The organism is Celerinatantimonas marina (assembly GCF_046054165.1).
In the GTDB taxonomy this organism is placed as follows: domain Bacteria; phylum Pseudomonadota; class Gammaproteobacteria; order Enterobacterales; family Celerinatantimonadaceae; genus Celerinatantimonas.
The window spans coordinates 63,326-84,914 of the sequence record NZ_JBFNXK010000014.1 but is presented as its reverse complement, the minus strand read 5'-3'; the positions used below and the strand labels follow the sequence as shown (position 1 = coordinate 84,914).

At 45.7% G+C, this 21,589-nt stretch carries 16 protein-coding genes; 5 read left to right on the top strand and 11 right to left on the bottom strand.

Annotated elements, in window-relative coordinates; genetic code table 11:
* Window positions 1-7 precede the first annotated feature (7 nt).
* The 9 genes from fliI to gyrA all read right to left on the bottom strand — a co-directional run bounded on the left by fliI (window position 8) and on the right by gyrA (window position 13,070).
* Window positions 8-1,351 carry a flagellar protein export ATPase FliI gene (fliI, locus tag ABUE20_RS14825; protein ID WP_408620727.1) on the bottom strand — a complete coding sequence of 448 codons (1,344 nt, stop codon included), beginning with the start codon at window positions 1,349-1,351 and terminating at the stop codon, window positions 8-10.
* The gene (fliH, locus tag ABUE20_RS14820; RefSeq protein WP_408620726.1) at window positions 1,320-2,312 is read right to left on the bottom strand and encodes a flagellar assembly protein FliH; all 993 of its coding nucleotides are present in this window, start codon (window positions 2,310-2,312) and stop codon (window positions 1,320-1,322) included. The genes fliI and fliH overlap by 32 nt, the downstream gene beginning before the upstream one ends.
* 2 nt (window positions 2,313-2,314) lie before the next feature.
* On the bottom strand, window positions 2,315-3,343 hold the full coding sequence (gene fliG / locus ABUE20_RS14815; RefSeq protein ID WP_408620725.1) for a flagellar motor switch protein FliG: 1,029 nt from the start codon (window positions 3,341-3,343) through the stop codon (window positions 2,315-2,317).
* Window positions 3,333-5,051, bottom strand: a complete 1,719-nt coding sequence (gene fliF / locus ABUE20_RS14810; RefSeq protein WP_408620755.1) for a flagellar basal-body MS-ring/collar protein FliF — start codon at window positions 5,049-5,051, stop codon at window positions 3,333-3,335. Before fliF ends, fliG begins: the two co-directional genes overlap by 11 nt.
* 41 nt (window positions 5,052-5,092) lie before the next feature.
* Window positions 5,093-5,356, bottom strand: coding sequence for a flagellar hook-basal body complex protein FliE (gene fliE, locus ABUE20_RS14805; RefSeq protein ID WP_498038925.1), 264 nt, complete (start codon window positions 5,354-5,356; stop codon window positions 5,093-5,095).
* 186 nt (window positions 5,357-5,542) lie between these two features.
* The gene (locus ABUE20_RS14800) at window positions 5,543-7,714 is read right to left on the bottom strand and encodes a putative bifunctional diguanylate cyclase/phosphodiesterase (protein WP_408620723.1); all 2,172 of its coding nucleotides are present in this window, start codon (window positions 7,712-7,714) and stop codon (window positions 5,543-5,545) included.
* 179 nt (window positions 7,715-7,893) lie between these two features.
* On the bottom strand, window positions 7,894-9,183 hold the full coding sequence (gene aroA / locus ABUE20_RS14795; protein ID WP_408620722.1) for a 3-phosphoshikimate 1-carboxyvinyltransferase: 1,290 nt from the start codon (window positions 9,181-9,183) through the stop codon (window positions 7,894-7,896).
* Between the two features lie 58 nt (window positions 9,184-9,241).
* Window positions 9,242-10,324 carry a 3-phosphoserine/phosphohydroxythreonine transaminase gene (gene serC, locus ABUE20_RS14790; protein ID WP_408620721.1) on the bottom strand — a complete coding sequence of 361 codons (1,083 nt, stop codon included), beginning with the start codon at window positions 10,322-10,324 and terminating at the stop codon, window positions 9,242-9,244.
* 85 nt (window positions 10,325-10,409) lie between these two features.
* Complete coding sequence (gyrA, locus tag ABUE20_RS14785) at window positions 10,410-13,070, bottom strand: DNA topoisomerase (ATP-hydrolyzing) subunit A (protein WP_408620720.1); 2,661 nt, start codon at window positions 13,068-13,070, stop codon at window positions 10,410-10,412.
* 406 nt (window positions 13,071-13,476) lie between these two features.
* On the opposite strand from gyrA, the gene ubiG reads away from it, so the two are divergent.
* From ubiG to yfaE, 4 genes are all read left to right on the top strand, one after another.
* Entirely contained in the window at window positions 13,477-14,193 is a 717-nt protein-coding gene (gene ubiG / locus ABUE20_RS14780; protein WP_408620719.1) for a bifunctional 2-polyprenyl-6-hydroxyphenol methylase/3-demethylubiquinol 3-O-methyltransferase UbiG, read from the top strand.
* Window positions 14,194-14,621: 428 nt separating this feature from the next.
* On the top strand, window positions 14,622-16,895 hold the full coding sequence (gene nrdA, locus ABUE20_RS14775) for a class 1a ribonucleoside-diphosphate reductase subunit alpha (RefSeq protein WP_408620718.1): 2,274 nt from the start codon (window positions 14,622-14,624) through the stop codon (window positions 16,893-16,895).
* 15 nt (window positions 16,896-16,910) lie between these two features.
* The gene (gene nrdB, locus ABUE20_RS14770; RefSeq protein WP_408620717.1) at window positions 16,911-18,041 is read left to right on the top strand and encodes a class Ia ribonucleoside-diphosphate reductase subunit beta; all 1,131 of its coding nucleotides are present in this window, start codon (window positions 16,911-16,913) and stop codon (window positions 18,039-18,041) included.
* The gene (gene yfaE, locus ABUE20_RS14765; RefSeq protein ID WP_408620716.1) at window positions 18,041-18,301 is read left to right on the top strand and encodes a class I ribonucleotide reductase maintenance protein YfaE; all 261 of its coding nucleotides are present in this window, start codon (window positions 18,041-18,043) and stop codon (window positions 18,299-18,301) included. Before nrdB ends, yfaE begins: the two co-directional genes overlap by 1 nt.
* Before the next feature lie 61 nt (window positions 18,302-18,362).
* Here yfaE and ABUE20_RS14760 read toward each other — a convergent pair whose 3' ends face one another.
* Window positions 18,363-19,895, bottom strand: a complete 1,533-nt coding sequence (locus ABUE20_RS14760) for a methyl-accepting chemotaxis protein (RefSeq protein WP_408620715.1) — start codon at window positions 19,893-19,895, stop codon at window positions 18,363-18,365.
* Between the two features lie 379 nt (window positions 19,896-20,274).
* Here ABUE20_RS14760 and ABUE20_RS14755 point away from each other — a divergent pair, with 379 nt between their 5' ends.
* Complete coding sequence (locus ABUE20_RS14755; RefSeq protein WP_408620714.1) at window positions 20,275-20,631, top strand: DUF3802 family protein; 357 nt, start codon at window positions 20,275-20,277, stop codon at window positions 20,629-20,631.
* Here ABUE20_RS14755 and ABUE20_RS14750 read toward each other — a convergent pair.
* On the bottom strand, window positions 20,604-21,566 hold the full coding sequence (locus ABUE20_RS14750; RefSeq protein ID WP_408620713.1) for a LysR substrate-binding domain-containing protein: 963 nt from the start codon (window positions 21,564-21,566) through the stop codon (window positions 20,604-20,606). The genes ABUE20_RS14755 and ABUE20_RS14750 overlap by 28 nt on opposite strands.
* Window positions 21,567-21,589 lie beyond the last annotated feature (23 nt).

Genomic DNA, 21,589 nt, shown 5'->3' with positions numbered 1-21,589 from the left:
CTATCGTCTATCCTCCCTGGGCTGACTGACGCTGAGCGGTCTGCATCAGCTGCTGTAAATTCGCCAGGCTGGTGTCAAAATTAATGACATGCTTCATTCCCTGCTGCAAAAATTGATCCATTTGCGGTTTTAAACTCGTGGCCAAATCAATCCTAGGATCAGAACCTCGCTGATAAGCCCCCAAATTGATTAAATCCCGGTTTTGCTGGTACACGGCATACAGCATTTTTAAGGTCCGAGCCATCTGCTGATGCTCTTCTGTCGTCACGGCGGGCATCACTCGGCTAATTGATTTTTCAATGTCGATAGCTGGATAGTGACCACTATCGGCCAGTTCCCGCGATAACACGATATGTCCATCTAAGATAGCCCGTGCCGCATCCGCGATAGGATCTTGCAAATCATCGCCTTCAGTCAGCACGGTAAAAAATGCCGTGATCGATCCTTGCCCTTCAGGACCATTTCCGGCCCGTTCAACTAATCGGGGTAATTTGGCAAAAACTGAAGGGGGATATCCTTTAGTTGCCGGAGGTTCTCCAATCGCCAGTGCGATTTCACGCTGCGCCTGCGCATAACGCGTTAAAGAATCCATCAGTAACAATACGTTCAGCCCTTGATCGCGAAAATACTCCGCAATCGCCAATGTGGTATCACACCCTTTCATTCGCATCAGCGGTGATGCGTCCGCAGGAGCAGCCACCACCACTGACCGCGCACGCCCCTCTTCGCCGAGAATTTCATCAATAAACTCTTTCACTTCTCGGCCACGTTCCCCAATCAATCCGACCACGACTACATCGGCGGTCGTTCCGCGAGTCATCATGCCTAACAGAACGCTTTTCCCAACCCCGGAACCGGCAAACAATCCCATCCGTTGTCCTTGACCAACCGTCAGAACACTGTTAATGGCCTGTACCCCAACATCCAATGGTTTTCGAATCGTCGCTCGTAACATCGGATTGATACGCTCGCCGCTCAGCCGAGCCTGCTCATGACTAACGATATCACCCAAGCCATCCAACGGCTGGCCCAGCCCGTCAATCACTCGCCCTAACAACTGAGGCCCAACCGGGATCCCATGTTGTTGATTCATCGGAATGACTCGGGCGCCGGGTAAGACTCCGGTCAATTGTTCACTGGGCATTAAGTAGAGTTTTTCACCCGAAAAACCAACAACTTCAGCTTCCAGTTCACCTTCCAATGTTTCAACCCGACACAGCGATCCGACTGAAGCTCGGCATCCAATGGCCTCTAATGTCAAACCAACGACCCGCGTCAATTTACCGGCAACGGTGGGAGAACTTCGAAGCTGTCCGACTTCAATCTTCTGGAATTTCTGGAGTAGATCCATCCTGATGTTCTTCTGTTATGGGGGCATCACTTGAAGACGTCACCGATTGGGGTCCATCAGTGGCAAGATCCGCATCACTGAAAGGTGCCGCCGGTTCAGTCACGGCTCGAGGTTCATAGGCTTTGGCGACCGCCTCCGGTTTTGAAGGCCGATCAGCTTGGGCGACTTGCTGATTATTGAGCGCTGTAAACCGCCGCAGAGCCTGTTCGATCACCTCTTTCATCGATAAATCAATTCGGGAGTTCTCAGTCGTAATCTGACAATCCCCTCGGGACAAACTAGCATCGGTTAATAACTGCCAGTTATTTTTTTGCAAGGTCTCAGCCGGATAAACACCTTCAATAATCATCAGATCATCCGGATGGAGATAAATTTTAAGCGTTTGATTGGCAACCGGCATCGCCTGCAACGCTTCTTTAACCGTTTGGATGATCACCTGTTCGTTGGTGGTGAGCTCACAATGCAGGATAGATTGGGCGACTTCGGCAATTAATTCAACCAGTTGTTGCTGAACGGCCACGGTTACCTGCTGCAACGGGTTTTCCAACTCATCGATCAATTGCCGCCAATATCCTGACAACGTTTCGATTTGCTGCTGCCCTTGCTCTAATCCTTCTTTAAGCCCTTGAGCCGTTCCCTCTTTATGGCCTTGGGCCAACCCTTCCAGACGCCCGGCTTCCAATCCTTGCTGATGGCCTGCCGCCTGACCTTCAGCAAAACCTTCTTCATAAGCCGCCTGACGAATTTCTTCGATATCTTCAATCGTCAGTGGTTTGATCTCTTCAGGTTCTTCAACCGAATCAACAACCGGCTCACCATCCTGATACCAAGTCGACTGCCGGTTAAATGCATTCTCTTTCGGCTCTACCCGACGCGGACCAAAATCAGGTAAATCCAAAGGTTCAATATCATCTCTGTTCGTTAGATGTTCAATGTCTTCAGGTCGAATATATTCAGTCATAATTATAAGAATTCATCACCACCGCCACCGCCGCCGATCATAATTTCACCTGCGTCAGATAAACGTCGTGCAATCGATAGGATCTCTTTTTGTGCCGCTTCGACTTCACTCACCCGAACCGGCCCCATAGCTTCTAAGTCATCCTGCAACATTTCGGCTGCTCGTTTGGACATATTCTGTAATAATTTATCTTTCAGCTGATCATCGGCACCTTTAATCGCTTTAATCAGAACTTCCTGAGGCACATCACGCAGCAAGGTCTGGATACCTCGATCATCGACGTCGATCAGGTTTTCAAAGACAAACATCAGATCCTGGATCTGTTGAGCCATCTCTTCATCGGACTCACGAATAGAATCCATGAGCATTCCTTCCATATTGGTATCGAGATAGTTCATGATATTGGCAGCCGCTTTCAGGCCACCCATTTTCGCGGCCTGAGCCCCAGCCTGACCGGCAAACTGTTTCTCCATAATTTCATTCAATTCTGTCAAGGCTGCTGGCTGAACTTCTTCCAAATTGGCGATACGCATCATCAGATCCAAGCGCACTTTATCTGGAAACTGCGACAAAATTTCCGCTGATTGTTCGGGTTCCAAATAAGACAATACAATCGTCTGGATCTGCGGATGTTCATTTTGGATGATACTGGCCACCTGCCGGGCATCCATCCATTTCAATGAATCCAACCCTTTAGAGCCGCTCCCCATGATGATTTGATCCACCAGATTCGCGGCTTTATCTTCACCTAACGCCGCATTTAAGGCATTCCGCACGAAATCCTGGCTACCAATCCCAATATTGGTGTATTTCTGAATATCTTCAATAAAACGTCGATGCACCGCAACCACACGGTCATGGTTGAAGTCTTCCATCGATGCCATGGCCATCCCTAACCGTTGGACCTGTTTCGGTTCCAGATGACGGAAAATTGTCGCGGCATCATCTTCATTCAGACTCAGCATCAAAATAGCGGCCATTTCAGTGCCTGAAGTCTGACTTAAATCATATTGTTTTTCTTCATCGGCCATCGTTAATCACCCAGTCTTTAATTACCATTGCAGCCAGATCTGGCTCATTCGAAACCAAGGCTCGAACTGCTTTGAGTATATCTTCATCGCGATGCATATCTGGTAATTGTAGCTGCCCATCTTTAATTCCGAAATCAGCCTGTGTCAAATCAGACGATAACAATTCTGCATCATCACTACTATCATAAGCCGACAGCGCTGTTTCCAAATCACTGTCACTGCCTTCTTCATCCGGGTTATTGTTGAGCAAGCGGTTTAGAGTCGGACGCACCACTGCCAGAATCAAAACGACTAGGACTAACACCGCTCCGGCAATCCGCATCGCCCGCCAGAACCAATTTTGTTCCCAAACCGGCAGTTCAGCAACACTTTCAACACTCGGCCGGGTAAACGGAACACTCACCACTTCTAAAATATCCCCACGGCTCATGTCAAATCCAATCCCGCCTTGCAATAAACGCCGGATATCCGCCAATTCGGCTGCACTGCGCGGTTGACGCTGGGTCTGACCATCAGCCCCGGCCGCAGCGACATAATCAACCCCAACCGAAACACTTAACCGGCGGATCACTCCAATTTGCTGCCGGGTATGGCTAACAGTTGTGTCCAACTCATAGTTACGAGTTTCTTCTTTATGGCTGTGCCCGGAGGTCTGTGTTTGATTCGCCTGTGCCTGTGCAGCTGTTTCTGGAATATCGGATCGCGCTGGCGGTTGATTACTCAACGCCCCCGGGATCCCCAATGGATTACGACCAGTACTGTTATCCTGCACGGTCATTTCACTTCGGATCGCAGGTAAATCAGGATTATAACGGCGCTGTGTTTGTTCGACGGCGGTAAAATCCATTGAAACATCCACTTGTGCAGTATAATTTCCAGCACCTAGGACAGGGATTAAAATGGAATCTATTTTTTCTTTATATTGCTGTTCTCGATCTTGTTCGACCTGTAATTCATGTCGATGTTGGATCGATTCGGCACTTTCGCTCCCGGAATTCAACAACTGACCATTTTGATCGGTGACGGTTACCCGGCTAGGAGTCAAATTTTGGACGGCCGAAGCCACCATATCCACAATCGAGTCGATTTCATTTCGTTTCAACCCCAAAGTGACATTACGCAGTGATACCACCACCGTCGCCGATGGCTTTTGATCATCTCGAGCAAATACATTGTAACGAGGAATGGCTAACAGAACTTTAGCCTTAGAGACGGCCTGGATCTGCTCAATAGCATTTTCTAACTGACGTTCCCGACTTAATTTTAAACGCTCTTGTTCCAAGCGTTGGCTGACACCAAACCCCATATCCTGCAGTAAAATGTCATCACCGTTAGTTTCAGTCTGCTTGTCACTCATGCCATTACGCATCATCTGCAGTTTAATCGACTGATACTGATCCGCTTCGACATAAACAGTATTGCCTTTTACATCATATGAAATCTGATGCTGGTCGAAAAAATCTAGAGTCTGAACCAGTTCATCGGTCGTCATCGTCCCTAAAGGACGCATCTCCGGTTGTTTGGCCCAGAGCAACAAAAACACAGCCAATGCCAAACAAATGGCTAAGGCAAAAATCATAATCAGCTGGCGTACGATATCGCCATTTTGCAAAAAACTCAGACGTGAACTCTGCTGCTCATTTTCTTCAAGATTTGCAGATGCACTATCAGGCCCGGATAACAACACGGATTCTTGATTGACGGGCATTTCGCTTCCATCACTTGCCACGATCGTCTCCTCACTTCACCTTAGATGGGCATCGACATAATTTCTTTATACGCATCCGTTACTTTGTTGCGCACTTCCACCGTGGCATCAAAGGCAATGGATGACTTTTGAGCAGCGATCATGACGTCTCCGATACTGACGCTCTTATCGCCTAAATCAAAACGAGTTCGCAAATCATTGGTTTGACTTTGCAATGAATTTACATTGTTAATCGCATCAGCTAATAACTGGCCAAAATTCTGGCCCGCGTTATTCCCCGTCGGGGTCACCGTTGATGAAGGCATATCCTGCGCAATAGCCGATTGCGCCTGAAGGCTTCCTCCAGATTGCTGGGCCATTCGTTGCATTTCTTGCAAAAGCGAAGCGGATGTGACTTTCATACTTGAGTTCCTTAACTGCCAAATTCCTGACTACACCATCTTTTGGATGGATTAAAGCAATAGTCAGGCCATGTTTAAGAACATGGCTAATCAGGCAGAAAGTAACGCTAATTTGGTAGGATCAACAGATAAGTATTTAGTAATAAAATCAGAGCCTCGCATTGGTTTTGCATAATGATAACCCTGTACAAATTCACATCCCAATCGTTTGGCAATCTGGGCTTGTTCCAGAACTTCCACCCCTTCAATCAGAATCTTATGTCCAAAGCTTCGACCAATGGTCGCGATAGCTTGGACGATCTGCTGATCCGTTTTTCCCTTTTCAAGGCCTGCCGTAAATGCCTGGTCAATTTTCAGATGTGTGACCGGCAACTGCTTTAGATACGTCATCGAACTGTATCCCGTCCCAAAATCATCAATGGCAATATCAAATCCACGCTGACGTAACCGTTCAAAACTTGCCCGGGCTTGATCTGGATAATTCATGACCGATGATTCGGTAATTTCCAAACAAATCCAATGCGGATCGATCCCCCATTTTTGAGTCAGTTGAGAAACCAGAGTTTCACAGACCCCTCGAGAAACGGAGACAGCTGAAAAATTAACCGATAAGCGAAAATCTTTCGGCAAATAAGGTAACCAGTTCGCTAATGTTTCCATCGATCGTTCATAAACCCAGTGGTCTAAACGTACGATTAATCCTGTTTGTTCAGCGACCGGAATAAAAGCTCCCGGACTGATAATTTGACCATTACTATCCCGCCAGCGAACAAGAACCTCCGCTCCCACTAATTGTTGATTAATCAATGAAAACTGAGGTTGGAAATAGAGAACAAGCTGTTCGTTATCAATGGCATAACGCAATTTAGCTTCCATGGTTAATCGAGCTTTAACCACCAAATGCTGCTCGGGCTGATATTGGCAGACTCGCTGCTGAATAGATACAGCCCGATTAAATGCCGAATAAGCTTGCGTTAAAATTTGTTCAATATCGACAACCCGCTGCTGTTCAGCTAACCAGCTCACCCATCCCACATGACAGCGCGTCCGGATGCGCAAATTATCCAAGCATAGCCATCCTCGACACAACGTTGCTATCTTCTGTGCCACAGCATTATATGAATCACGAATTGAACCTTCAGCCATCACCAGCACAAAATAATGATCGCGCCAGTGAAATAACTGAGCCTGAGGGTATTCTCGTAACAATAATTTCCGACTACGACTTGCAAATGCTCGGCGAGTTTTTAAACCCAAATTAATACCATAACTTTCCGTGACATCATGCTGCCGGGAAAATTCAAATAAAAACACACCAAACGCTTGCTCTTTTTCCATGAAGCGCTGGATACACAAATATAATTCCTGACGACTGGCTAAACCTAAACCAGCGACTTTATCAATATTTGCGAAATGACGGACTTGACTAGATAAAATTTGATTTTTCAGTCGGGACTGCCGAAGCATTAATAACAACCCCAACAATAACAAAGCAAAAACACCCACTAATAATTGCCATAAATCAAATGGTTCAAAAGAAAGGCGCTTTTGAAGTAGGGGGGGAGCGAGCGATGTAGAAGAATCCAATAGCTTATTGATCTGAGAAAGTATCGGATTTTCAATCCCATCATTAGCCGCCATTAATGCATACTCTATAAACTGAGGCATAGCATAAAAGTGCATCGTAGGGGCTAGCTGGGAAAAGGTCGTCTTCATATGTGCGGGCAACAACACACCGTCAACTCGCCCCTGTTGCAAACTGCCCAACCCTTGTTTAAGGCTATACACATGCAACAATTCTTGCCCATTTTCCGACCAAGAAGGCGGAGCATAAGTAATCCCTGCATAAATAGCTAACCGGTATTGAGATAAATCCGACACGTTTTCATGAACATGCAAAGGATAGAGCGATGCAAGCAACCATCGTTCTTGATAGACTTTTTGCGAGAAACGGTACAGATCCGTCGAGTGCTGTGAGGTGGGCACTAAAAAAAACTGAATGAGATGCTCATCAAGCGCACGAACGCCTAATCGCCGAGACTGAAACGCTCGCCAACGGATCGAAAACTCGGGAGCTAACGCCTGTTGCAAGACATTCACTAAATATCCGTGAGGTCGTCGATTCGGCAAATAAGCACTTAAAGGTTCATCGTGTGCAAGATACCCGATAGTCAGCTGACGATGAATCGGCTCCGCAAAGGCCAATGCACACTGAGCCAGTAACAACACACACAGTCCGACGGCTTTGATGAACTGAGCCACTGCACTCCTCGGGAAATTGATATCAAAGAACACGTATGGCTGAAACTTTAACAAAAAAGATGGGATGGACCTAGTAAAAAAGGTTTATTAATATATAGGATATTTATTTTGAGAGAAATGATACAAAATAGGCACCTGCATATCACTTGATTGCAGATGCCCACGGACATTTTGAAGTTTTATTGAATAGCTATATCAACAAACTGCTCAAAATAATCAGGGAATGTTTTAGATGTACACTTCGGATCATTAATGGTCACAGCACAACCTGCTAAGCTCACTAATGAAAAACACATCGCCATTCGATGATCATTATAAGTGTCAATTGCGGCATGCTGGAGTTTTGCCGGTGGGGTCACAATCAGATAATCATGCCCTTCTTCAACCTCAGCCCCCACTTTGCGAAGCTCGCAAGCCATGGCTGCTAGACGATCCGTTTCTTTTACTCGCCAGTTATAAACATTGCGAATCGCCGTTGTTCCTTGGGCAACCAAGGCACATGTGGCTAATGTCATAGCGGCATCCGGAATTTCATTTAAATCCAGATCAACGGCCTGCAATGGTTTGACATGACGAGCGCGAATATAATCATCACCCCACTCTATATCAGCTCCCATTTTTGCCAACACATCGGCAAAAGCGACATCGCCTTGCATCGATAAACGACCGACACCTTCGACAGTTACATCGCCAGCCATCGCTCCGGCGGCTAAGAAATAGGAAGCTGACGAAGCATCACCTTCCACTAAAAATTGCCCGGGGCTCTGATAAGTTTGCTGTCCAGCAATGACAAACTGCTGATAATTTTGATTTTCGACTTCAATACCGAAACGATTCATCATGGCTAATGTAATATCGATATACGGTTTTGATACCAGTTCACCTTGGATATGAATAGTCGTTGCAGCATCAGCCAATGGCGCCGCCATCAAGAATGCTGTTAAAAACTGACTGGAAACGGATCCATCGATCGTAACATCACCACCCCGTAACCCCGTTCCGACAATATGCAGTGGTGGATAATCTTGATTTTTCAAGTAGTCAACCTGTGCGCCAGCCTGTCGCAACGCATCCACCAACGCGCCAATCGGACGTTCTTCCATCCGAGGTTCACCGGTCAGTTCAAATTCACCTGACGCTAAGGTGAGCGCGGCACATAGAGGTCGCATGGCGGTTCCGGCATTACCGAGAAATAACGCCTGACAGGTTCCATCACCTTGCAATGGGCCGGCTAAACCATCGACTTCACAGGTGGTTTTGTCTTCGCTTAGACGAACCGATACTCCCAGCGATGCTAACGCATTCAACATATGTCGAATATCATCACTATCGAGCAAATTGGTCAGGGTTGTAGTTCCTTTTGCCATGGCAGCTAATAACAAGGCGCGATTAGAAATACTTTTGGAGCCGGGTAAACGAATGGTTCCTTGAACCGATTGAATAGGCTCGAGGGTCAGCTGTTCTGTCATCTATTCCTCAACTGATTAACGACGGTGCTTCCAATGCGGAAGCACCGAGGATTACGGCTTAACCGTGAGTTTTTTCAAAATCACGCATAAGTTCAATTAAAGCCTGCACACCTTCCAAAGGCATTGCATTATAAATACTGGCACGCATCCCCCCTGCAACCCGATGCCCTTTGAGGGTTAACAGATGTCGTTCAGCGGCTTCAGCCAGAAATGCGCTATTCAGTTTGTCATCCGCCAGGAAGAAAGGCACGTTCATTTTTGAACGGCATTCTTTAGCTACCGGATTACTATAAAAATCACTCTGATCGATGTAATCATAAAGCAATGATGCTTTCGCCTGATTACGTTCAGCCATTGCAGTTAAGCCACCTTTAGCTTTCAACCATTTAAATACCAGGCCAGATAAATACCAGGCATAAGTTGGAGGCGTATTGAACATCGAGTCTTTATCAGCTGTAATCGCATAGTCAAAAATACTCGGTGTATGGGCCATCGCCTGACCGATCAGATCCTCACGCACAATCACAATAGTCAAACCAGATGGTCCAATATTTTTCTGCGCGCCAGCATAGATGACACCGAATTTACTGACATCCAAGGGTTCAGATAACAAGGTCGATGAAAAATCACCAACCAGAGGGACACTGACTTCAGGAACCTGATGTACGGCGATGCCTTCAATCGTTTCGTTGGGACAATAATGCAAATAGGCAGAATCTTTACTATAACGCCATTCATTCACCGGGCGCAGATGAGTCACACCATCTTCTTTGATCACCGCATCAAAAACATCCGCAGCGGCATATTTCTGACCTTCGGCCAATGCATTTTTAGACCAATGACCCGTTGTGACATAACTGGCCAGGGTTTTATCCCCTAATAAATTCATCGGAACGGCCGCGAACTGTCCCCGGCCCCCCCCATGACTAAACAACACTTTATAGTTATCAGGGATCGAAAGCAGGTCACGCAAGTCTTGTTCGGCTTGTTTTGCCATTTCGATATATTCTGAGCTACGATGACTGATCTCCATCACCGAAACGCCCATATCATTCCAGTTATTAAACTCTTGCTGTGCCTGAGCCATGACTTCAGTTGGTAACATGGCCGGCCCTGAACAGAAATTGTACACCTGTGTCATTGGTCTTTTCCTTAAAACTACTTTTTATTATTCTTATTTGCGTTAAAACAAATCGAGCGGCTCAATCGCCGCTCGACTTACACTATTACTCGCTCTCATCAGGCAGATTTGGCTGCTCATCAGCAGGCGGTAGCGGTTGAGTCAGATCTTCTGGACTATCTTGCTCATCTTCTTCGTCTTCGTCAATACGTTGCAATGCAACAACATGCTCTTCTTCAGAAGTTCGAATCAAGGTAACGCCCTGCGTATTACGACCGACTTTAGAAACTTCATTGGCCCGGATCCGAACCAGCGTTCCGGCATCGGTAATTAACATCACCTGATCACTGCGCAACGGGATTGTTTCACCTGATTCAGAATCAACATGCTCATCTTCGACACGCACCTGAACCGCTCCCACAACAGCCCCATTCCGCTCATTGACCTTGATCGAAACCACCCCTTTGGTCGCACGGCCTTTGGTTGGATATTCACTCTGACAAGTTCGTTTACCATAACCATTCGCCGTTGCCGTCAGAATATCACCATTTTCCTGAGGAATAATTAGCGATACCACTTTTTGGCCATCATCCAAACTAATCCCACGAACCCCACCGGCAGTACGGCCCATCGAACGGACATGATCTTCACTAAAACGCACGACTTTCCCGGCATCAGAGAACAACATGATCTCATCATTGCCATTGGTCAACGCGACCCCAATCAAAGAGTCATCATCACGCAGGTTAATCGCTTTAATCCCGCTAGAGAGTGGACGACTAAAGGACGATAGATCCGTTTTCTTCACTGTACCGTTGGCCGTTGCAAAGAAGATATAATAGCCTTCTTCATATTCACGAACTGGCAGAATCGCGGTAATTCGTTCATCTTCACCTAAAGGCAACAAGTTCACAATCGGCTTACCACGTGCCTGACGACTAGCCAAAGGCAGTTGATAGACTTTCAGCCAGTATACTTTACCGATACTGGAGAAACACAGCACGGTATCGTGAGTGTTAGCAATCAATAATTGGTCGATGAAGTCTTCATCTTTCATCCGGGTCGCTGCTTTACCTTTACCCCCACGACGCTGTGCTTCATAGTCGGTCAGCGGTTGATATTTAACATAACCGCTATTCGAAAGCGTGACGACCACATCTTCTTCATTGATTAAATCTTCAATGCACAGATCTGCACTGTTGGCATTAATCTGGGTACGACGCTCATCGCCAAACTGCTCACGGATCTCGATAAATTCATCACGAATGACTTCCATTAACCGAACCGGACTGCTTAGAATAAAAATCAGTTCTGCAATCTGTTCCAGTAATTCTTTATATTCGTCGAGAATTTTCCCGTGCTCTAAACCGGTCAATCGATGTAACCGCAGATCCAGAATAGCCTGAGCCTGCACATCCGTCAGATAATACAAACCATCTCGCAGACCATAACGATCATCCAGTCCTTCCAAACGCACCGCATCTTCACCGGCACGTTCTAACATGGCCGAAACGACACCCAATTCCCATCCCCGGGAAACCAATGCTACTTTAGCTTCAGTTGAAGTAGGTGATTGCCGGATCAGCGCGATCACTTCGTCAATATTCGCCAAGGCAATCGCTAAGCCTTCCAATATATGGGCCCGTTCGCGTGCTTTACGCAGCTCATACACGGTACGGCGAGTGACGACTTCTCGACGGTGACGAATGAAGCTCTCAATCATATCCCACAGATTGAATACTTTAGGCTGACCATGATCCAGCGCGACCATGTTCATCCCAAATGACACCTGCATCTGAGTCTGAGCATATAAATTATTCAGCACGACTTCGCCGACGGCATCGCGTTTTAATTCGATAACGATGCGCATCCCTTCTTTATCAGATTCATCTCGAAGTCCGGAAATCCCTTCCAGTTTTTTATCTTTTACCAACTCGGCAATTTTTTCGATAAGACGAGCTTTGTTCACCTGATAAGGAATTTCGTGAACAATAATGGTTTCTTTACCGTGTTTGTCTTCTTCGATATCGGCTTTGGCCCGAATCGAAACCTTCCCTCGACCGGTTCGATAGGCCTGAATAATCCCGGCACGGCCATTAATAATCCCCGCAGTCGGGAAATCTGGACCTGGGATATATTCCATCAACCCATCGATATCAATCTCCGGATTTTCAATCATCGCCAGACAGCCATTGATAACTTCAGTCAGGTTATGCGGCGGAATATTGGTTGCCATCCCGACGGCAATGCCCGAAGAACCATTGACCAATAAATTGGGGATTCGAGTCGGTAACACCTCAGGAATTTGTTCCGTATCATCGTAGTTAGGAACAAAATCAACGGTTTCTTTATCCAGATCAGCTAATAGCGAATGGGCAATTTTATCCATCCGGATTTCGGTATAACGCATGGCTGCAGCTGAATCACCATCAACTGACCCAAAATTTCCCTGACCATCGACTAATGTGTACCGGAGTGAAAACGGCTGCGCCATACGAACAATTGTGTCATAGACCGCAGTATCCCCATGAGGATGATATTTACCGATGACATCACCAACGACACGGGCAGATTTTTTATATGGTTTATTCCAGTCGTTACCTAATACACTCATCGCAAACAAAACACGACGATGTACTGGCTTCAAGCCGTCACGGACATCTGGTAGTGCCCGGCCGACAATTACACTCATGGCATAATCAAGATAAGATGTCTTTAGCTCATCTTCGATATTGACCGGTGTAATCTCTTTGGCAAGATCGCTCATAGAAGAAAGAATCCCTAATTTTTAACGCTTATCTGCAATACTGCAGCGAAGCGCTGATTTTATCACAAATTCGGATTGGCCCAAAAAGAAAACAATGAATATTCTATTTTCATACCTATTCAGGCCTTTTATTTTTGACTGTCATCCTCGAATCATCTGTAAATGAAACATTAAAAACACACTTCATTTCATGACGCGTATATCAGTGGACTGATTTTTCAGGAATTAGTAGGCGTAAGCAAGCTTAAAACTTATACTGATGCACTAATTTTTGCGAATCGTTTGAACCGCGGTTGATAGGGCATTCAAACATATCTTGTGCTTTATTTAGCTCGTTCACTTAGAATCAGCCCTCATAACGATTACGAGCCTTAAGTATATTGATTTAAGTAAAACCAACAAAGTAATGACTATGACAAATGAAAATGTAGATCCCCATGAAATAGATAAGTTTGCATCACTTGCCAGCCAGTGGTGGGATCAGGATGGTGAATTCAAAACGCTGCATCAAATCAATCCCTTGCGCGTGGAATTTATAGAGCAACATACAAATGGCTTATTTGAACTTAAGACTTTAGATGTTGGCTGCGGAGGTGGAATTCTCTCAGAAAGTTTGGCCAAACGCGGTGCGAAAGTTACAGCACTTGACATGGGTGAAGCTCAAATCGAAGTAGCTAAACTGCATGCGCTGGAATCCCAGCTCGATATTGATTATCAGCTGAGTTCAGCCGAACAGTTTGCCCAAGCCCATGCCGGTCAATACGACGTCATCACCTGTATGGAAATGCTGGAGCACGTACCGGATCCATCTTCAGTCATTGAGGCATTGAATACCCTACTCAAACCGGGAGGGCATCTATTTTTATCAACGGTTAATCGCACCCCAAAATCCTATGCACTGATGATTCTTGCGGCTGAAAAACTACTGCGAATGGTCCCCAACGGAACTCATCAGTATGCGAAATTTTTAAAACCCTCGGAACTGCTCGGTTGGTGCGATCATTTAGGGCTGCAAACGCAACATTTAACTGGGATCCGAGTCATTCCTTTTATTGATAGTTATCAGTTTTGTGCCGATGTTTCCGTCAACTATATGGCTCATCTCACGAAACCAGATTATTAAGTGCAGTCTTTCTCCCATTCATATCTTTTACTCAACACGTTTGGCATATCGGAGATTCAGAAAACAGCTCACCGAATACGCCGATACGTCAAACGCGTTATTTCTGTTAAGGGAACATTGCGAATGGATATTCTGGTGACACAATCATCATTCCAACAGATTTAACAATTATGTAAACTTACTATCGTAAATTTCTTAATTTTTTTAATATAAGGTTGCAAAAATCGGAGCCAAAATCAGATAAGGAAGAACTAGTAAGTAAGCACTAACCTATTTTATTTATCCACAGACTATCCCCCACGCCACACCTTGCATATTCGATAAAACCTCATTATCTTGTATCCATTGAATTAACAAACACTATATCTAGTGTTTTATTTGAACAAATCATCGATTCATTCCATACCCGATCAAGGTGACTGAAAACTATGAATACCAATCTTCTGGTGACAAAACGCAGTGGTAAAAAAGAGCCGATCGATCTGGATAAAATTCACCGCGTCATAACATGGGCAGCAGAAGGACTTAACGATGTCTCTGTATCGCAGGTGGAGCTCCGTTCTCATATCCAGTTTTATGATGGTATCCGCACGGACGATATCCATGAAACGATCATCAAAGCAGCTGCGGACTTAATCAGTGCCGATACACCCGATTATCAATATCTGGCGGCTCGTCTGGCCATCTTCCATCTGCGTAAAAAAGCATATGGGCAATTTGAACCGCCCAAACTCTATGATCACGTGGTTAAACAATGTGAACTCGGCCATTACGATCAGCATTTGCTCGCCGATTACACCCCCGCTGAATTTGCACAGATGGATGAGTTTATCGATCACTGGCGTGATATGAATTTCTCATATGCCGCAGTTAAACAGCTGGAGGGGAAATACCTTGTTCAGAACCGCGTCACCGGCGAAATTTTTGAAAGCGCTCAGTTCTTATATGTATTAATCGCGGCATGCTTGTTCAGTCATTATGAACCAGCCGTGCGCATGGGTTATATCAAACGTTTTTATGATGCAATTTCGACATTCAAATTGTCGCTCCCCACACCGATCATGTCCGGGGTACGGACCCCAACACGCCAGTTTAGCTCATGTGTTTTGATCGAATGTGACGACAGCCTAGCTTCCATTAATGCCACAGCATCCAGTATCGTCACTTATGTCTCGCAACGTGCCGGTATCGGAATTAATGCAGGTCGAATTCGCGCACTAGGCAGTAGTATTCGTAACGGTGAAGCCTTCCATACTGGCTGTATCCCGTTTTATAAATATTTCCAGACCGCTGTAAAATGCTGCTCACAAGGCGGTGTCCGCGGCGGTGCGGCAACATTATTCTATCCCTTCTGGCATCTGGAAGTAGAATCACTGCTGGTTCTTAAAAACAACCGAGGGGTTGAAGAAAACCGCGTACGCCATATGGACTACGGCGTTCAGATCAATAAATTGATGTATCAACGCCTGATTAAAGGTGAAAGTATTACTCTATTTTCACCCAGCGATGTCCCTGGGCTATATGACGCGTTCTTTGCCGATCAAAATGAATTCGAACGGCTCTATGCGCAGTATGAACAAGACCCCAGCATTCGCAAAAAATCAGTCAAAGCATCCGAATTATTCTCGGCATTGATGCAGGAACGCGCCTCAACGGGTCGGATCTACGTGCAAAACGTCGATCACTGTAATACGCACAGCCCATTTGATCCGACTCTGGCTCCAGTACGCCAATCCAACCTATGTCTGGAAATTGCTTTACCGACGAAACCGCTGAAGCACGTCTATGACGAAGAAGGCGAAATTGCGTTATGTACATTATCCGCTTTTAACTTAGGTGCCATTAACAACTTAGATGAGTTAGAAGAACTAGCCGATCTAGCCGTGCGGGCTCTCGATAGCTTGTTAGATTATCAAGACTACCCACTTCCTGCGGCTAAAAACGGGAGTATGAATCGTCGAACACTCGGGATCGGAGTCATCAACTACGCTTATTATCTGGCTAAAAATGGCGTTCGTTATAGTGACGGCAGTGCCAATGCACTGACACACCAAACATTCGAAGCCATGCAATACTGGTTGCTCAAAGCGTCTTTGAATTTAGCGAAAGAACGAGGCGCTTGCCCGGCATTTAACGAAACAACCTATGCCCAAGGGATTCTCCCCATCGATACCTATAAAAAAGATTTGGATGGGATCTGCGCTGAACCTTTACATTACGATTGGGAAACACTGCGAGAAGAGATCAAAACTCATGGTTTGCGCAACTCAACGCTCTCAGCGCTGATGCCATCCGAGACGTCCAGTCAGATCTCCAACGCGACTAATGGGATTGAACCCCCACGAGGTTACATCAGTATCAAAGCCAGTAAAGATGGGATCTTAAAACAAGTGGTCCCAGATCTACTGAAACTGAAAGGCCAATATGAATTATTATGGGATCTTCCATCTAATGATGGCTATCTGCAATTAGTTGGAATTATGCAGAAATTTATTGACCAGTCGATCTCAGCCAATACCAATTACGATCCGGCACGCTTTGAAGGCAACCGCGTACCGATGAAAATTTTATTAAAAGATTTGCTGACCGCTTATAAATACGGGGTCAAAACACTTTATTATCATAATACCCGTGACGGTGCAGCCGATGACCAAAATGATCTTGCTGCAGACGATTGTGCCGGTGGAGCGTGTAAGATTTAATTCAGGGAACTATCGATGAGTTATTCAATTTTTCCACAGCATCAATTAGATGCGACTAAACAAAATATGTTCTTTGGCGAGCCGGTGAATGTGGCTCGCTATGATCAACAGCGCCATGAGATCTTTGAGCGTTTGATCGAGAAGCAATTATCTTTCTTCTGGCGTCCGGAAGAAGTGGATGTCTCTCGAGATCGGATCGATTTTCAGAAATTGCCCGCTCATGAGCAACACATTTTTCTGAGTAATCTGAAATATCAAACGTTACTCGACAGCATTCAGGGGCGTTCACCCAACGTGGCATTGCTACCACTGGTGTCGATCCCGGAGCTGGAAACTTGGATTGAAACTTGGTCATTTAGTGAAACAATTCACTCGCGATCCTATACCCATATTATTCGTAATGTGGTGCAGGATCCGGCTGTTGTTTTCGATGACATCATGATGAATCAAGAGATCCTTAAACGAGCCGAAGATATCGCTTGTTATTATGATGATCTGATTGAAAGCACTCAGCGCTATAACCTCTATGGCGAAGGTGTGCATACGCTCAACGGCGAAACGGTAACCATCACACTCCGAGAGCTGAAGAAAAAGCTCTACCTGTGCCTGATGGCGGTCAATGCATTGGAAGCGATCCGCTTTTATGTCAGTTTCGCCTGTTCCTTTGCTTTTGCAGAGCGAGAGCTGATGGAAGGCAATGCTAAAATCATCCGCTTGATTGCTCGTGATGAAGCGCTGCACTTAACCGGAACTCAGCATATGCTAAACCTGATGCGTGACGGTAAAGATGATCCAGAGATGGCCGAAATCGCCATTGAGTGTCAGGCTCAAGCCTTCGACCTCTTTACTCGTGCAGCTGAACAAGAAAAAGCCTGGGCTGAATATTTGTTTCAGGGTGGCTCTATGATTGGCCTTAATCGTGATATTCTGTGCCAATACATCGAATATATCAGTAATATCCGTATGCAAGCGATCGGTCTACCCAGTATCTTTGAAACTCGCTCCAACCCGATCCCTTGGATCAATACGTGGCTGATCTCTGATAATGTTCAGGTGGCGCCTCAGGAAGCTGAAATTAGCTCCTATCTGGTGGGGCAAATTGATTCCTCACTCGATCACGATGATCTCGGTGATTTTGAGCTCTAATGAGTAGACTACGGATCAATAACCAGAGTGTGCCTATCCAAGAAAATGAAACGTTACTGGAAGCCGCAGAACAGGCCGGATTCACGCCCGACTACCAGTGTCGTAATGGTTTTTGCGGGACTTGTCGGGCCAAACTGGAGCGAGGGCATGTTAGTTATCACTCGCAACCATTAGCTTGCTGTGATGAAGATGAAGTCTTGCTATGCTGTGCCTATCTCGATCCATCGGATAGTGCCGAATTCAAGCTCAATCAAGGATAACTGCCGCTCATCTTTTACACAATGGCCGCTGAGCGGCCATTTTTATCCCACCCTACGCACATTAGTTGCCAAATGTCAGCGCCAGCGCTTTAAGCTGTTCAACTCGTGCTTCAATATTCTCGGCAAACAAGGCCACAAATTCAGCTTGTTTCAGATTATCATCAGAGAGCTGATGCACTTCACTCACATTACGGTTAATTTCCCGAGAAACTACATTTTGCTGTTCAACAGCGGCTGAGATCTGGGTCGTCAGTGCAGAAATACCGGATACCGATGACACCACCAGCGAAACGGCATCTTGAGTCTGCTGAGTCTCACTGACACAAGCTTCAGCCGCTTTCTGGCTGGCCGCCATAATCGCAACCCAAGAACGTAACGTAGACTGAATGCCACTAATTGAATCCTGAATTTGTTCTGTCGCCCGGTAACTCCGTTGCGACAAAGCCCGGACTTCATCGGCAACAACCGCAAATCCACGCCCTTGATCGCCTGCGCGAGCGGCTTCAATCGCGGCATTGAGCGCCAATAGATTAGTTTGCTCAGAAATGCCTTGGATTTCTTGCATAATCGATTCAATTTTTTCCGCTTCCTGGTTAAGATCCTGAGCGGATTTCGATGACCGAGTAATATCTGCTGCCAATGCAGAAATTTGTGTCGAAGTCGTTCCCATCACCTCATTCGCATGTTGACAGGACTGTTGGGCTTCATCCACTTCTGAGGCAGTATGCTGAATATTTTTAGTAATATCATCAATGGTTTGAACCATCTGTTCCATCGCCACAGAAATCTGATGTAACTGATCACTCTGCTGACTCGAGCCCATTTTGGCCTGCTCGGCTGATCGAGCCAACTGGGTACTGGTCTGATGGATAGGTTCGGCACTATCCAATACCCGCCCAACAATCGTGCGGATGCGTCCTTGATAAATATGAATGTGAAAATCACAAATGCTTTGTTCAGATCGCCCGCTATAGATCCAACGAGACGGACTATCAAAACGCTTCCTCAGTTTTTTAAAATAACTAGGCACCGTAATTAACTCATTCTGATAAATCAGAAATGGCAATACGACTAAGATACAAGAAAGTAACGGATAAAAATGAGCACCGGCAATAATGCAAATCGCCAACACTGCAAATAACAAATGCCGGAAAATCACATGATGATACCACTGCTCAACCCTTTGATTACGATTAAGGCGGGCATACATTTTTTCGGCCCGCTGCCGGTATTCCGGTTCAAGCCGGATCCGCACCGACTGATATCCTACCAGCTGTTTTCCTTCATACTCTGGAGTAATAAAAGCATCAACCCAATAATACCGGCCATCTTTACAGCGATTCTTAACTGCCCCTCGCCAGTGTCGACCGGATTTTAACTTACTCCAGAGATCTTCAAATGCCGCTTTGGGCATATCTGGATGGCGCACAAGATTATGATTATGCCCCAGTAACTCCTCTCGGCTATACCCCGCAATTCGACAGAATGCATCATTCGCATAAGTGATAACGCCCCGAAGATCAGTTCTTGACACCAATTTTTCCTGAGCAAACGTAACCTCTTCGTCAAGAATTGGTTGATTTCTTTGTCCCATGCATAGCATCCTTATCAACATCCACGTACTCAAGCGTGACTATCGTATAAAAGATTGAGCTAAAACATTCCTGAAACTAGGCCCGTTTCTCATCACTTTCGCACCTCCATCCGCGAACCATAAAGAACCGGAACAACCGAGTATCAGAATTGTTCATTTAGAATAATTTTTATCAGCATCGACGTTTGTAGCCTGTCTAACGCCTATTCTTTAAAAGGTAGTCAGCTTCTCTTAGGATCGACAGTTTTTTCTGTTATTTCATCAAAGCGACGAGAATAAAGATTTAAACTATGCTTTATTTACACAGTAGCCTTTATATAATTGGTGGTTAGACAATGAAAATAGCTGGGCAATAACCCTTTGGGCTGGAGCAAAATCTATGGTAACAAACGGTGAAGGATACTATCAGCTGATCCAGTATCTGACAGAAAATTTATCTGTTTTTGAACAGTCGGGAACCCCTATGACCGGCATAACCGTTGCCGAGTATACAACGGATAAAATTGCCGAAAGCGTGATGGCCGTCTGTCAACAACACCCCCACTTAAACAGTGAGAGCCGTTTTAGCGTCATTCGCGAAAGCGACTCCGTGGTCAATGATTTGCAAGAAGTTTTATCCAGTGTCTGGAATACCCCGCCCACTCAGCAACAAAGTGAATTTTTAGATGAATTTATTGGTTTAATCAAAAACTTATTCGACAGTGCTATCTACGAAATTGATCCGTTAGCTGAATAAGCCGGAATATCGTCTTTCGAGGTTACAGAACGAATCCCGCATAAATGTTCAAAACAGCTTTCTCTAGCAATTTGAACAAATGCCCGCAAGTGGCTTTGCTGTTGCTGTTGTTCCTGCATCGCCAAATACAAATTTTGCCACAATTCTCCCTTACCTAATTGCCGGGCTACTACATATCCTTTCTGAACATACTCATGAAGTGCCCAATTGGGAAGCACCGCAACCCCCAAATTACTGGCAACCAGTTGCATCATCATCATCGTCATATCGACCTGCCGAACCGCTCTAGGTTTCACACCTGCAGGCCCTAAAAACAAATTAAACAGATCCAACCGAGAGGTTTCAACCGGATAACTTAGTAATGTTTCCTGAACAAAATCGGTTGGAGTAATGATATCTTTCGTCGCCAAGCGATGATTTAATGCCACCGCCAACATAGGTTGATAAGCAAACAAGGCCCGATAACAGATCCCTGGGACAGGTAACGGATCAGAAGTAATGACGATATCCAACTCACCGGCCGCTAACTCGGGTAACGGTTCAAAACTAAAACCAGAGGCGAAATCAAGCTCAACATCCGGCCACAAACCACGATAAATATCGATAGCCGGCATCAACCAATTAAAACAGCTATGGCATTCAATCGCCAGATGCAATCGGCCAGACTGACCGGCAACTAATCGTTCCAACTCCCGTTCCGCCTGAGTGAACTGAGGCAAAACCTGATCCGCCAATTCCAATAACCGTAATCCGGCAATAGTGAAGCGCAATGGTTTGCTTTTACGAATAAACAATTGGGCGCCAATATGTTTTTCCAGTGCTTTCAATTGATGAGATAATGCCGACTGCGTCAAACAGAGTCGAGACGCAGCCTCAACGAGTGTTTCTGATTCACGTAGATGAACTAGCGTTTTAAGATGTTTAAGCTCTAACATAGCGCGAGGCTCCGCATCGTTGC